At 31.8% G+C, this 14051-nt stretch carries 15 protein-coding genes and 1 other annotated feature; all 15 genes read right to left on the bottom strand.

Annotated elements, in window-relative coordinates; all coding sequences use genetic code 11:
- Nucleotide 1: 1 nt before the first annotated feature.
- The gene (gene holA / locus RYK16_RS01645; RefSeq protein ID WP_314850337.1) at nt 2–1006 is read right to left on the bottom strand and encodes a DNA polymerase III subunit delta; all 1005 of its coding nucleotides are present in this window, start codon (nt 1004–1006) and stop codon (nt 2–4) included.
- A 3-nt stretch (nt 1007–1009) separates the two neighbouring features.
- Nucleotides 1010–2659 carry a hypothetical protein gene (locus RYK16_RS01640; protein WP_314850336.1) on the bottom strand — a complete coding sequence of 550 codons (1650 nt, stop codon included), beginning with the start codon at nt 2657–2659 and terminating at the stop codon, nt 1010–1012.
- A gap of 182 nt (nt 2660–2841) precedes the next feature.
- A complete protein-coding gene (locus RYK16_RS01635; RefSeq protein ID WP_314850335.1) occupies nt 2842–3318 on the bottom strand; it encodes a ComEA family DNA-binding protein in 477 nt (158 codons plus the stop codon).
- A 42-nt stretch (nt 3319–3360) separates the two neighbouring features.
- Complete coding sequence (locus RYK16_RS01630) at nt 3361–3507, bottom strand: GreA/GreB family elongation factor (protein ID WP_314850607.1); 147 nt, start codon at nt 3505–3507, stop codon at nt 3361–3363.
- 136 nt (nt 3508–3643) lie between these two features.
- On the bottom strand, nt 3644–4588 hold the full coding sequence (locus tag RYK16_RS01625; RefSeq protein ID WP_314850333.1) for a hypothetical protein: 945 nt from the start codon (nt 4586–4588) through the stop codon (nt 3644–3646).
- 2 nt (nt 4589–4590) lie between these two features.
- Nucleotides 4591–6165 (bottom strand): AAA family ATPase, encoded by a 1575-nt coding sequence (locus tag RYK16_RS01620; protein ID WP_314850332.1) that lies wholly within the window; start codon nt 6163–6165, stop codon nt 4591–4593.
- Between the two features lie 3 nt (nt 6166–6168).
- Entirely contained in the window at nt 6169–6822 is a 654-nt protein-coding gene (locus tag RYK16_RS01615; RefSeq protein ID WP_314850331.1) for a hypothetical protein, read from the bottom strand.
- A 384-nt stretch (nt 6823–7206) separates the two neighbouring features.
- Entirely contained in the window at nt 7207–7683 is a 477-nt protein-coding gene (gene greA / locus RYK16_RS01610; protein ID WP_314850329.1) for a transcription elongation factor GreA, read from the bottom strand.
- Between the two features lie 24 nt (nt 7684–7707).
- A complete protein-coding gene (udk, locus tag RYK16_RS01605) occupies nt 7708–8340 on the bottom strand; it encodes a uridine kinase (protein WP_314850327.1) in 633 nt (210 codons plus the stop codon).
- Entirely contained in the window at nt 8333–8806 is a 474-nt protein-coding gene (locus tag RYK16_RS01600) for an 8-oxo-dGTP diphosphatase (RefSeq protein WP_314850326.1), read from the bottom strand. Before RYK16_RS01600 ends, udk begins: the two co-directional genes overlap by 8 nt.
- Nucleotides 8799–9875 (bottom strand): endolytic transglycosylase MltG, encoded by a 1077-nt coding sequence (gene mltG / locus RYK16_RS01595; RefSeq protein ID WP_314850325.1) that lies wholly within the window; start codon nt 9873–9875, stop codon nt 8799–8801. Before mltG ends, RYK16_RS01600 begins: the two co-directional genes overlap by 8 nt.
- 2 nt (nt 9876–9877) lie before the next feature.
- Entirely contained in the window at nt 9878–10132 is a 255-nt protein-coding gene (locus RYK16_RS01590) for a DUF1292 domain-containing protein (RefSeq protein ID WP_314850323.1), read from the bottom strand.
- 36 nt (nt 10133–10168) lie between these two features.
- Nucleotides 10169–10588: a Holliday junction resolvase RuvX gene (gene ruvX / locus RYK16_RS01585; RefSeq protein ID WP_298665912.1), complete on the bottom strand. Its 420-nt coding sequence runs from the start codon at nt 10586–10588 to the stop codon at nt 10169–10171.
- On the bottom strand, nt 10589–10852 hold the full coding sequence (locus RYK16_RS01580) for an IreB family regulatory phosphoprotein (protein WP_028077304.1): 264 nt from the start codon (nt 10850–10852) through the stop codon (nt 10589–10591).
- 140 nt (nt 10853–10992) lie between these two features.
- Nucleotides 10993–13632 (bottom strand): alanine--tRNA ligase, encoded by a 2640-nt coding sequence (gene alaS / locus RYK16_RS01575; protein WP_314850320.1) that lies wholly within the window; start codon nt 13630–13632, stop codon nt 10993–10995.
- 36 nt (nt 13633–13668) lie between these two features.
- Nucleotides 13669–13865: a binding site (T-box leader), on the bottom strand.
- Nucleotides 13866–14051: the final 186 nt, after the last annotated feature.

Genomic DNA, 14051 nt, shown 5'->3' with positions numbered 1-14051 from the left:
GTTAACTCCCATTCTTTAACAAGAACTGCTCAAAACCATTCTTAGGTTCAATACGTCCAGCTTTGATACCTTGCTCTAATGTCGCAAGTTCTTCTAAATATCGCAATAATGTCTTTGACTGCAGATGGTAACAACTTTCTAAGCCTTTTTTGATTGCCCAATCATCCGCATGTAATCTTGTCGCAATCATACTATCCGATAAACCACGTTCATAGAGTTTCTTGATATTGTATAAACTACGTAGTTTACTTGCAAGCATAGCAATCATTGCAACATAGTCATAACGTGTTAGTAACATTTCATCTACTGCAAGCAATGTAGACGATAAGTCATGCGCTACAAATGCATTACTCATTCTAAAGATATTTAAATCCGCATTCATCGGTACAATATGCATAATGTCTTCAAAATTAAGTTCTTTTTTTCCATAAAGATCAATCTTAACAAGTGCGTTATGGAACTTTAACGTATCATTACTCACCCGTTCTAATAACTCTGTACGAGATTCACGCGTCAGTTTATATTGATGTTCTTTTAACTTATCATCAACATACTTCTCAAACTCCCAAGGTTTCATCAGTTCAAATTTAATAACCCTAGTATCATAAGTAGTAAGAAGTTTATACTCCTTTTTTCTCGTATCGGCAGAGAATGTATGACAATAAAATACGAGTAAAGTATTTGGATTTGGATTCTTTAAATAAGTTTCTAAAGATTTTAAACGTTGTTCTTTTTCTTGTTCTTGTTTATCAGTTTCTTTCTTACCAGTTTTTGTACTAGCACGTAAGAAATGTGGTTCTTTGATAATAACTGCTTTTTTAGCTGTATCATCAAATAACGAAAAAGTATCGCAAGCCATTAAAGCCTCATCAAATCGGAATGTCTTCGCATTTGATGCATCAAAGGTTGTGACATAGTCTTTATCAATAGAGAACTCTTTTAAAAGAGTAGCTAAACGCTCCTCTTGTCTAAACATATCTTTTCCACTCAATAAATATACTGTCATATGCTAGTTAATTATAACAATTTTCCCGCTTGATGTTAGAGCGAAATGCTTATGAAAGATACTAAAAAACGAAATATCACCATAACTACCAGTATCTAACAACACAATTCCCCTTTTCTTCAAATCTTTAATCACTGTACGAGAAGGTAAATGGCTATTTAGATAAGGTTTATTTATGGAGATACACAGCTTTGGTTGTATATGATCAAATAATTCCGGAGGATTTGCACTGCTCGAACCATGATTTGCAAGAATCATCACATCAATATTTAAGTTATCATAATGATTTAAAAAATAAGTAATATCATTTTGATCAAGATATGTAAACACGAGAAACATAAGTCCATCATAATTGAAATACCAGATGGAATGATCTGTATTCATTTGGTTTAATTGTTTTACAACTGCACTATCTGGACTAGATATTACTTTAATTCCTTCTATTTCATTTCCTGAATCATTAAATGAATGTATATATGTTATCCCTTTTGCATATAAATAACTTTGTAAATCTTTGTCTATTACTATATCTGTAAGAGATAATACTGTAGCTTTATTTGATAGTGAAGGTTTTAAAATAATGTTAGTATTTTTAGGATTGTTTAATACTGTAACTTCTGATAGTGGATGTATTGCGGATAGCCCTAACATCAATACCAACATAATACTAAGACAATACAGTCTAAACGTCTTATGTTTTAAACTTCTATACATAAGTAGTGGAAATACTATACCAATACCAAAGATATTTCCATAAAGCTTAATTGATTGAATTTTTACAACTATTTTAGATACAATCGCTACTAGATGAACCATATCAAATCCAGTCCACAATTGAACAAATCCCATTACCCATGTTAAACCCATAAAATAACGCAAGACTGGATAAAACAATAACGATAAAATTTGAATGAAATTAAACTTGATACTACATATCCCTGCAACTATAATAGCTATCAATATCTTACGTTGTGATGTAAATAAATTTTGTAAGCGATATATGAGTGGTATTTGGAATGATAAAGAATAAATGGCATTCGGATAGATGACTAATAAAACAATACTCGAAAGAAGTATTTTTACTCTTGTTGGTATATCAAAAAACTGTAATAATGCATACGATAACGAATATACTAACACAATCGGATAATGGTAAAAGATATTTAAAACAATTAAGCATAGAACTTTAATGATTTTACGTTGTTGCTGTGTAGTAAAAAATTTGATGACATATAACAATGACCATATACCTGCAACATACGAAAAACCACTTTGTTCATAAATATCCGTGATATCAATTCCCTTACTTTTAATGCGAAAGATAATCTGATAAAGCATTTCTTTCCGTAAATTATCACTAACTTTGTCTATTTGTTTTTGAATCCAAGATTGTAAAGTAAAATGTTGTTGAATTACCTTTATTTCTGACTGATAAGTATAGCCACTAAACTCGTTTTCTTTTGCCCACTGATATAACGAAAATCCATAAAATTTAGAATCATACTCAAATGAGTGAATATGCTTACCCACTTCTACTTCAGCGTCAAATGGTAATGTTGAAGTCGTATATACAACTATTCTATTTTCTCTATTTTCGATAATTGCATAGTTACTTTTTACATCAATAATTCGATAAACATCTGATTTCAGCAAATCAAACCTAGGAAGATATGTAATACATAAAATAAAACTAAGCCACAGACAACTTCTTACATTATGATGTCTAAACCAATATAAAATACATAGAAGTATTACATAAAGTTTATATGGTCCTTGCATAGATAGACATAGTAGATACATCAGTAAAACAAGTAATGGATTATTTATGATTCCCTTCATAAGCAGATTTTATCTTTTATGAAATCAAACTTTGCTTGGCCAATACCTTTCACTTTCATTAAATCCTCCAAGGAATGAAATAGTCCATATTGGTTACGATAATCGATAATTGCTTGTGCAGTTTTCTCACCGATTTTGGGAATCTGTAGTAAAGCATTAAAGTCAGCAGTATTAATCGATATAAGATTGATTTGTTTCTCACTTGTCTTTGCAGGTATCGTTAAAACATCTTTATCATGTAGTACAGTCGCAAGATTCAAACTTGAAATATCAGCGTCATTCGTTAAACCTACGAAAGTGATAAGTTCCTCAAGCGTTGCGTATGGTTTTAATGAAATAACTCCTTCTCGTAATACCTCTCCATGTACAGTTACATGAATCATAGACTTTGTATGTTGTTGAATATCGATAATTTGAAATTGACCTGAAAATAGAATTAATAGAGATAAAAAAATAGTAAGTATTAGTCTCATATGACCTCCACTTACTGTATTTGTAATACTGTTTCTAATTCCTTACTTAATCTTTAAGATTTCAACAGAATAAGGATTTGCAACACGTACTTCACAAACATCCCCAACTTTATGGTCTAAGATAGCTTGTGCTAATGGTGTTTCATTAGATAGACGTCCATTTAAAGGATCAGATTCTGTTGAACCAATTAAATTAAAAATACTTTATAGTATAGTAGTATTGAAGAATAATTTAAAAATAAAATTAAAATGAATACTTTATCTTATATAACTAACAATTATTTAAATACTTTAAAAAAATTCATATAATCTAGATACATATTAATTATTTATTTAAATCATTTAAATAAATATAAAATTGATGTTTTAAATAACTAAGAGGTGTATTTTTAAAACGTTCATAATCATATGCTTGAATATCACCAAAAATTAAATCTTCAACCAGAGTTTTAATATAGTCTTTATCAACACCTATTATTCCTGATAGATATTCTTCATAAAATTTTGAATATCGCTCTCTATTTTTTGCAATCATTGTTAATTCGTCTTGATGTATTATATATGCCTTTTGAAGACCTAGAATATTCAAATCATTTTGAAATTTAGGATCTACTGGATTAATCGTAGGCCTCCAAGTATCATTAATAAAATCAAATTCAAATTTAAGGTTTGAATCTTCATCTGCTTTCATAAAAGGTGAAATATTTAAATCTTTCTCCCCTTTTTTTGTATTACAAATTGAACAACATGGTATCAAATTGTAAAGACATATAGATAAAAATGGGTATTTGATTCTCGGAAAAAAATGATCTAAATGCCCTCCTGGATACTTCTCGTCTCTTTCATTAATATAATCTCTGTTACAATAGGGACAAACATGTACTTTTCCTAAAATCTCCAAGTTCAATTTAATATCATTTTTCATTTTTTTGATTTTCGAATCATACCAATTATAGATCGTATAAAAAATTTGTACTTCTTGTTGCAAAAGTTTCTCTTCTTCATTATTAAAAGACTTTTTTTTAGCTTGTAATCTTTTCCAAGAATTAAACTTTTTTGAATTACAAGCATTTACATCGTTTACAAATCGTTGGAGACACTCATGGTCTGCTAAAATTAAATCTTTAAAGTCTGTAAAATTATTACCATTTGTTAACATATTCAATTCATTAATTATTTGTTTTTTATAATCTTCATTTATCCTAGCAGCTATACTATCATAAAATTTCTCTTCGAAATCAGCACTATATTTTTTTAAATATACTGTCATAATTATTTTTTTCCTTTTAATCTTAATATTGCTTGTTCGTGGTAATAAATTAATTCTTCTATATCTTCATTTTTTAATTCCCTTAATTTATATAAAAAATGATTCCTAATTATAGGTTCTCCTATAATATTGATTGCACTTTCGAATTCTTTAATGCATTCCTCTTCGGTAGTTATTTCAAAATATTCTGATAGAAAATCTTTAATCTTTTCTTTCGTATCTTTATTAATGGTTTTGGATTCTAAGATTTTTGAAATATCAGATATGTATTTAGTAGAAAATTCTCCTTGAACACGATCTAAGAAAAATGATGAATTAAATAATTCATAAATATTCTGGCCAAAAGTTTGATTATCAGTTTTCTCAGAAAGGAAAATGATATCTCCAGTATAAATATCAGAAAGAATAATTGGTGAGTGTGTAGATATTATTATTTGCAGAATTTTTTTTCTTACAGTTAATATATTACCAATAATTGGTAATACATCTTTCACCCATCTTCTTTGCCATTCTGGATGTAGACCTAGATCAACCTCATCAATTAACAATAAAATATTGTCCTTAACCTTATCTTTAATCTCATGTAACCTTCCAAAAAGATTTAGTAGAGCTAATTCACCTGAGCTTAAACCATTCCATTCAAATTCTATAACAGAAAAAACTTCACTTGAAATAGATGATTCTGGGTTATTGTTTATCATCATTTTGACATATTGTTTTAGTGTATTTCTATCATTTTTATTTGATAAATCCCATTCATTTTTATAGCTATTGAAAAAAAATTTAATATCAGTAAAGAATTGCTTTAATTTACTAAGCTCTAATTCAATATCACAACTAGTATCATTTGTATTATTTACAGCTTGTAAAAATTCTTTAACTAATTTATTAAATTGGTGCTTAGGTTTTAAATCATTGAAGTTAATACTATCTAAAATTGATTTTGTTTTAGCAGAATTATCATTGTTATAATCGTTAAGTTTTAAAATATCAAATAGGATAGAAATAAACTTTTTTAATAAGATGGGCATTATATGTTTAGGTTTAAGATTAAGTTGTTTATTAATATTTTTAAAATCAGAATTATCTAGAATATTACTCAAATATCGATCACCATATTTCTTTATTGCTTCTCCTGCATCAGTTAACTTTATTTTGACAGACTTGTAGTCTTGTTTAATCATAGTAGTTAATGAATCAAAAAGATCAATCATAACGCTAACCTGATATATTGAATCATTTCTATTTACTTCATTCAAACTTTTAGTACTCAGAAGGTAAGATGTAGATATATCAAATGAACCATCTGGAATATTGATGTTTTTGTGTAATTCAATAGCACCTGAATATTTTATTATTGATAAATTCTCATCATTTTTGTCATCGGTTTTTATTTCAAGGTCCTTATCTTTACATAATAATGAATCAAGAAATCTTGTCTTCCCAGAACCGTTTTTTCCAACTATGCAAGTTAATGAAGTAATATTACTAGAATATCTTAAACTAAAGTTCGACTCGTTTTTAACTAGAAGAAAATTATGCTTATCTTTATTATCAATGATTTCTATTACTTTCATATTTTAAATTACCTTTATTATACACTCGTAATGTGTAAGTTTAATATATTGATCTAATCGTTTAAGCATTTCACTATTATCAATTGATAAGTACATTGCAGCCTGAAAATTTCCATACTTATCTATTTTATCAATAATATTTCTGAAACCTATATTGGAATCATAATACTTCTCAATTGATTTTATAGAGTCCAAATTAGGTGCAAAAATATTATTTAGGCATAAATAATCGAATTTTTTATTTAAACTATTTATAGATCCATTCTGGGGGTCAGGAATGAATATTCTTATTACATCTTGGAGTAGTAATTTATATTTCCAGCCATTTCTACCAGCCCAAATAGAATCTAATTTAGTTGATACAACGTTTTCAAATATTCTTGCTATATAAATTGCAGCGTTCTTGTATGTAATAAAAATATAATCACCCTTTTTAGGAGGTTGTTTTTTTAAATGTGAATCTTTTTCACTATATCCCCATACAGAGAAGAAGTTATCGGGATTGTTATTTATTCTTTCAATAATCTTTTTATTATCGGAATGTTCTTCTTCTAATGCTGATATAATTACATGTTTCGAGACTTTATTTTCAATTGTATTTATGTATGGATTAGCAATTCCATCGCCACCAGCCATAACTAAAACTTTTTTCTTCATAAGTTCTCCTTTAACAATTTTCATCAAATAAATTGACAAAACAAAAAGTTACGTTAATACAAATTTTATTAGTAATTAATCGATATACATATATAATAATTTTATTATTTACTAGTAACATTAAGATAATAAATTGATACATAAGGTAAAACAACAGATAAAGAATAAGGGTTTAAATTAAAAAAAGTTATTTGTATTAGCTTTAATAGCTATTAATAGGCTACTACATAGCTTACTAAAATTCAATATACTTGAAATATAGAAATTATAAAAGAACAATATTAAAAGAACTCTTCAAATATACTAAGAGCCCTTATAAAATATTGAAAATCATAATTTCATATGACCTCCACTTATTGTATTTGTAATACTGTTTCTAATTCCTTACTTAATCTTTAAGATTTCAACAGAATAAGGATTTGCAACACGTACTTCACAAACATCCCCAACTTTATGGTCTAAGATAGCTTGTGCTAATGGTGTTTCATTAGATAGACGTCCATTTAAAGGATCAGATTCTGTTGAACCGACGATATCATAAGTAATTTCTTCCTTCGTATCGTTAAATAATAATGTAACGCTAGAACCGATATGAACAGCTGACTTCTTACCAGCTTTCTTCGTATCAATAAGTTCATAGTTACGTAGCATGTATTCTAAAGTTGCAATACGTGCTTCTACCTTCGCCTGCTCATCACGAGCCGCATCGTAGTCCGCATTTTCTGAAAGGTCACCCTGTGCACGCGCTTCTGCTAATTCTTGCTTAACTTCTTCACGAACAACGTGGACAAGATTGTAGTATTCATCTTGTAACTTTTTTAGACCTTCTTCAGTAAGATATGTTTTATTTTCTTCAGCCATTTTATTACTCCTTACGCTTGGTTATTATAGCATTGTGTGCGTAATGACGCTACTGATTTTTGTTGTGAGTAAATCAATCGCAACTGTATTCTTTCCACCTTCAGGGATGATTACATCCGCATATTTCTTAGATGGTTCCACAAACGCTTCATGCATTTGCTTTACAGTTCCTACATATTGATTAACTACAGACTCTAAAGTTCTTCCACGTTCTTTTACATCGCGTACTAAACGACGAATGAAACGAATATCTGCATCTGTCTCAACAAAGATTTTAATATCAAGTAAATTGCGAATCTTTTCTTCTTCTAAAACAAATAAACCTTCTAAAATCAATACATCACAAGGATAACAATCTTCTGTTTCACTACTACGCGTATGATTCACAAAGTCATAGATTGGCTTACGAATAACTTTATTCGAAATTAAATCTTGAATATTTTCAATCAATAAGTCGTTATCAAACGCAAATGGATGATCATAATTTGTCTTAATACGTTCTTCCATTGGTTTATGTGCTTGGTCTTTATAATAGTCATCTTGACGAATAATTAATACAGACTTCTTATCCGCAAACGTCTTTTTAATCGTTTCAGAGATTGATGTCTTTCCAGATGCACTACCACCAGCAATGCCAATAATAATCGGTTTACTCATTCGTATTTGCCTCTTTCACTTCTGTTTTTACTAAAATCTCATTTTCATCGTAGTATAAACTAATTGAAAATGGGATTTCATTACGAAACATTTTATCTAGGAAGATTCGATCACCTTCCCAAAGTTCTAATTGTAGAATTTCATTTTTCGGAATGTATGCAAGCGTACCTTCATTACATTCCTGAAGTGTACCTGTATAATCATTTGTTTGATATACATAGATTACTTCATCTTCATGGTGATTGTAATGAAAATGGATAACACCACAATATTGTGCAGAATGTACTTGATAGCCTGTTTCTTCGAATACTTCACGCACCATGCATTCGTATGGTGTCTCTTTTTCCTTGAGCTTACCACCTACACCAATCCATTTTCCGTGATTTAGATCGTGTTGTTTCTTATTTCGCAACAACATTAACCATTTATCATCACGAATTAGATAACAAACAGTACTTTTAATCATTTAAGTTAACGTGGTCTTTCACATTTTGATTGTGCTCACTCAGTGTCTTCGCAAAGAATACTTCACCCGTCTTTGTATCAGCCACAAAGTATAGGTATTCTGTTTCAATTGGATTTAAGACAGCTTTAAATACTTTCTCGCCAGGGTTTTCAATAGGTCCTGGTGGTAATCCTTTATGAAGATATGTGTTATATGGTGAATCAAACTCAGCGTTCACTTCACAAGCTTGCCATTTATCTGTTTGACGATCAAAGTCAATCGCATAACATACTGTTACACTTGACTGCAACAACATGCCTTGGTTTAAACGATTGTAGAATACGCCTGCAATTGTACGCAGTGTTGTCTCATCGCCACCACCTTCATACTGAACAATACTAGCTAAAGTATATAATTCATGAATAGAAAGCTTACTCTTGGCAATCGCATCTTTATTTGCTTCATAGACAACCTTTGTTTGGTCTAACATCTTTAGTGTCACATCTTTTGCGGTTGTTTCTTTATAGAACTCATAAGTATTTGGAGCGATATATCCTTCGAGATAAATACGTACATTCTCTTGAAACATCTCATCTGTTATAAATGGATATGTAGATTTAAGTGAAGAAATCCACTCTTTATCATTCCATAACTTTAGTAATTCATCTTCTTTTACATTGGTTACTGCCGCAATCTTTTCAGCGATATGCTTTGCCCAGTCCCCTTCTGTAACGGTTACAGAAACAGTATCACTTGCCGCTGCTGTGGAACTATTTAATTTCTCTAAAATCGCATGTAAATCCATATTACGATTTAATGTGAATGTCCCAGATTTGAAATTATTTAGCTCGTAGAGTCTAATATATAACTTTGCAACGTTAACATCCTTAATGAGATTTTCATTTTTTAAATGTTGTAAGATATCTGCCGATGTATCACCACTATTTACTTTAAATTCAACTTCTTCAGAAGTTTCTGATACAGCCTTAATGGATTGTGAATAATAAATATAAGAACTTACACAACCAACCGCCAAGATCAAAATAAGTAATAATGGAATTAAACTTCTTTTCTTTCTTCTTTTAGCCATGCCTATTCACCATCATCTTCACTGATAAATGCACCTAACACTTCTTGGCACATTTCCCATTCTTCTTCATCAACAACTTCATCCATAGAGCCATCTTCATTGTAACTATATGCATAAACATTGCCTTCTTCATCTGTTGGGTCAGTGAATAATACATACTTCTTTGTCTTATCGTCGTTTTCAAACGTTAAAAGAATTTCAACTTCACGTTCATTGCCTGCATCATCAGTAATCATCATTATGTTGTTTTCAATCATACTATCATCTCTCCTTAAAAAAGGCGTTTTGCCGCCTTACTTTACATTGCGATCTAGCCAAGTTTGCAGTATTTGTACTGCAGCTAACTGATCAATCTTCTTTTTACGTTTCTTTCTTGATACGTCTGCTTCTAACAAGATACTTTCAGCAACTGCTGTCGTAAATCGTTCATCTTGCATCTTAACCGGTATACCTGATTCTTGTTCAAGAACTTCACCAAACTCTAAACATATCTGTGCACGTGGACCAACATCATCATTCAATAATAACGGTAACCCTAACACGATAATATCTGGCTTTTCGCGATCGACAATATCTAGCACTTTATCTAGAGCCATATTGTAATCATCTGGTTTAAAACGAATCGTTTCAATTGTTCTTGCAATTAATCCGGTATCACTAAAACTAACACCACAAGTTACGCTACCAAGATCTAAACCTAGATAGCGTGTCATTTAGTGATGTGCCTCTAAATAGAAACGAACTAATTCTTCAATAATTTCATGACGTTCAACGGATTGGATTAAACTTCTAGAATTGTTATGTGAAGAAATATATGCAGGATCATCAGAGATTAAATAACCTGCTAATTGATTGATAGCGTTATAACCCCTCTCACTTAATGAAGCTTCTACCTGTTTTAAAACTTCGTGGATTGTTTCACGACGAATCTCTTCAGAATTAAAGCTCATCGTTTCAGTCAAATTATTTTGTTTCATCATTTTGACTACCTCCATCTATGTAGTTATTTTATGTCATATTTTACAAAAAGTATATACAACCGCATCATTTCATTGTGTTTGTAACATGAAAACTATAAAAAAATAGGTACCAAAACGATACCTATTTCAAAACATGATTATTGTGCAAGAATATCTCTTACTAATGCATGTGCTTCTTGTACTTTAGAAGTATCCTTACCACCAGCTTGTGCCATGTCAGGTCTACCACCACCGTTACCACCTGTTAACTGTGCAGCAGCCTTTACAATATCACCAGCTTTCTTACCTTTGGCAATCGCAGCCTTAGAGCTAGCGCATACAAATGTAACCTTACCATCTGTTGTATTGGATACAAATACAAATCCATCCACAAGCTTATTACGTACATTTTCTGCAAATGCCTTTAGACTATTTGTATCAAAGCCATCTAAGCTTAATAATACACAAGATAAGCCATTGATTGTTTCAGCTTTCTGTACTGCTGTATCTGCTGAGGATAATAGAGCTGCTTCCTTATGAGCATCATTTTCTTTGCGAAGTAGTGCATTTTCTTCTTGTAATGCGATTAACTTCTCTCTAAATCCTTGCCATGATTGTAGTTTCATTAATTTCGCACATTCAAGTAGATACTGTTCTTCACTCTTGAAGTTTTGGTATGCATCAAACTTTGTCTCAGATGTAATACGTCGAATACCAGAACCAATAGATTCTTCAGAAGTAATCTTGAATACGCATAAGTCAGCTGTGTTACTTGCATGTGTACCACCACAGAATTCCTTTGAGAAATCCCCCATAGATACAACACGTACTGTATCACCGTACTTTTCATCAAAGAGCGCAATCGCACCAGAATTCTTCGCAGACTCAACATCCATCACTTCAGTCACAACAGGTTGTGCTAATGCGATTTGTTCATTTACAAGACGCTCTACTTCATTAAGTTGTTCTTCCGTTGGTTTTTCAAAGTGCGTAAAGTCAAATCTTCCATATTCTGGACAGTTATAAGAACCAGCCTGGGCAATATGATCGCCTAATACCTTCTTTAGTGCTGCTTGCAATAAGTGTAATGAACTATGGTTAGCACGTGTGCGTTGACGCTTTTCATAGTCGTATTCACCTTCTACTACATCGCCTTCAGATAGTGTTCCTTCAATAATTGTGATGTGGTGCAATGGTTGTTTATGTGGAGCTTTTTGAACGTTGGTTACATTAGCTTTAAAATGATCATTCCAAATAACACCAGTATCTGCACACTGACCACCACTTTCTGCATAGAAACAAGTTTCATCAAGGATAATATCACCCTCATCTGTTAAAGTCTCTACACGTACGCCATCCTTAAATAAGCCAATTACCTTACCTTTAGAATGTGTGTCTGTGTAACCAGTAAATTTACTTTCTTGTGTGAAGTCCATTAAATCAGCGGATTGACCATGCATGGACTGAATGTTTCCACGTGCTTCTCTTGCGCGTGTCTTCTGCGCCTGCATTTCTTTATCAAAACCTTCAGAGTCTACACGATAGCCTTCTTCTTCAGCAATCTCTGTTGTAAGTTCCTTTGGATAGCCATAAGTATCATATAACTTGAACATTACTTCGCCAGGTAAGACCTTAGTATCCGCATGCTGGGATAATGCATCCTGTAAAAGTGCTTCACCATTAGCAAGTGTCTTATGGAAGGATTCTTCTTCTTGCTTCACTAGTTTTTCAATTAAGGCAACTTTTTCCTGTACATATGGATAGTATGCGATCATGTTGTCTGCAACTACCTTTACAAGTTTGTACATAAATGCACCATCAATACCTAGCTTAATACCATAACGTACTGCACGACGTAATACACGACGTAGTACATATCCACGACCTTCATTCGAGAACATCGCACCGTCCGCTATCGCAAATGTTACCGTACGGATATGGTCAGCGATAACACGATATGCCATCTTATATTCTTTTTCGCTGTATGGATGCTTTGCGTACTGTTCAGTCGCATGAATAATTGGCAAGAATAAGTCTGTATCAAAGTTCGTTTCACCATCTTGAATCAAACATACAAGACGTTCTAAACCCATACCTGTATCAATATTCTTTTGTGGTAATTCCTTATACTCATGACGGTCAACTTCACCAGGACGACAATCATACTGAGAGAATACAATATTCCATACTTCGATGTAACGGTCATTCTCTAAATCTTCAAAGAATAACTTTTCACCAATACCCTCTGGATCATACTTTTCCCCACGGTCATAATATAACTCTGTATCAGGTCCACCAGGTCCACGTCCAATTTCCCAGAAGTTATCTGCTGTACGACGAATATGACTCGGAATCATACCTACCTTAACCCATTGGTTATATGCATCGTCATCGTCTGGATAAACAGTGACATACAAACGTTGAGGATCAAAACCAATCCACTCTGGAGATGTCAAGAACTCCCACGCCCAAGTAATCGCTTCTTTCTTGAAATAATCACCGATTGAAAAGTTACCTAGCATTTCAAAGAATGTATGGTGACGAGCTGTGCGACCTACATTTTCAATATCATTGGTACGAATTGATTTTTGGGCATTACAGATACGATTTGATGCTGGCTTTTCTGAACCATCAAAGTACTTCTTTAACGCTGATACACCAGCATTGATCCATAGAAGTGTTGGATCATTGTGTGGAATAAGACTTGCGCCAGGTTCGATCATACAACCCTTAGACGCAAAGAAATCTAAGAATTTTTGTCTGACTTCATTTCCACTGAGTCGATATTGCTTTTCCATTGTTTTCCTCCTGAACAAATAAAAAACGTTCCTACATCCAGGAACGTTAACACGCGGTACCATCCTGATTCGCACAAAATGTGCGCACCTTAATTGCTCTGTAACGTAGAGATACGTTGCTGATTAAGCACTCTGCTAAAGGAAGCTTCAATATCACTTATGGAAGATTTTCACCAAACATCTTCTCTCTACAACACAGCCGATATCTACTAACCCTTTGTCATTGATTTCTATGCAATTCTAACATTAAAATACTTTAAAATAAAGCGATTTTCATCGATATCATCACAAATAGACGAATACAAACGAAATTGTATGAAAATCAAATCAATGACGATAGAAAGATGATATGGTACTCTTATTACGAGGTATTTAACTATAAGAAAATCAAGTAAAATTAAAAAAATTTTGAGATTTAA

Source organism: uncultured Solobacterium sp. (assembly GCF_963550625.1).
Lineage (GTDB): Bacteria > Bacillota_I > Bacilli_A > Erysipelotrichales > Erysipelotrichaceae > Bulleidia.
Note: the sequence above shows the minus strand (reverse complement) of the source record. Positions and strands in the feature narration are given on the sequence as shown.

Excerpts from the sequence above, each read along its gene's own strand:
- RYK16_RS01620 (WP_314850332.1), bottom strand. The coding sequence starts at position 6,165 with ATGAAAGTAATAGAAATCATTGATAATAAAGATAAGCATAATTTTCTT.
- RYK16_RS01625 (WP_314850333.1), bottom strand. The coding sequence starts at position 4,588 with ATGACAGTATATTTAAAAAAATATAGTGCTGATTTCGAAGAGAAATTT.
- alaS (WP_314850320.1), bottom strand. The coding sequence starts at position 13,632 with ATGGAAAAGCAATATCGACTCAGTGGAAATGAAGTCAGACAAAAATTC.
- RYK16_RS01635 (WP_314850335.1), bottom strand. The coding sequence starts at position 3,318 with ATGAGACTAATACTTACTATTTTTTTATCTCTATTAATTCTATTTTCA.
- RYK16_RS01590 (WP_314850323.1), bottom strand. The coding sequence starts at position 10,132 with ATGATTGAAAACAACATAATGATGATTACTGATGATGCAGGCAATGAA.
- mltG (WP_314850325.1), bottom strand. The coding sequence starts at position 9,875 with ATGGCTAAAAGAAGAAAGAAAAGAAGTTTAATTCCATTATTACTTATT.
- RYK16_RS01615 (WP_314850331.1), bottom strand. The coding sequence starts at position 6,822 with ATGAAGAAAAAAGTTTTAGTTATGGCTGGTGGCGATGGAATTGCTAAT.
- greA (WP_314850329.1), bottom strand. The coding sequence starts at position 7,683 with ATGGCTGAAGAAAATAAAACATATCTTACTGAAGAAGGTCTAAAAAAG.
- RYK16_RS01580 (WP_028077304.1), bottom strand. The coding sequence starts at position 10,852 with ATGAAACAAAATAATTTGACTGAAACGATGAGCTTTAATTCTGAAGAG.
- holA (WP_314850337.1), bottom strand. The coding sequence starts at position 1,006 with ATGACAGTATATTTATTGAGTGGAAAAGATATGTTTAGACAAGAGGAG.
- udk (WP_314850327.1), bottom strand. The coding sequence starts at position 8,340 with ATGAGTAAACCGATTATTATTGGCATTGCTGGTGGTAGTGCATCTGGA.
- RYK16_RS01600 (WP_314850326.1), bottom strand. The coding sequence starts at position 8,806 with ATGATTAAAAGTACTGTTTGTTATCTAATTCGTGATGATAAATGGTTA.
- ruvX (WP_298665912.1), bottom strand. The coding sequence starts at position 10,588 with ATGACACGCTATCTAGGTTTAGATCTTGGTAGCGTAACTTGTGGTGTT.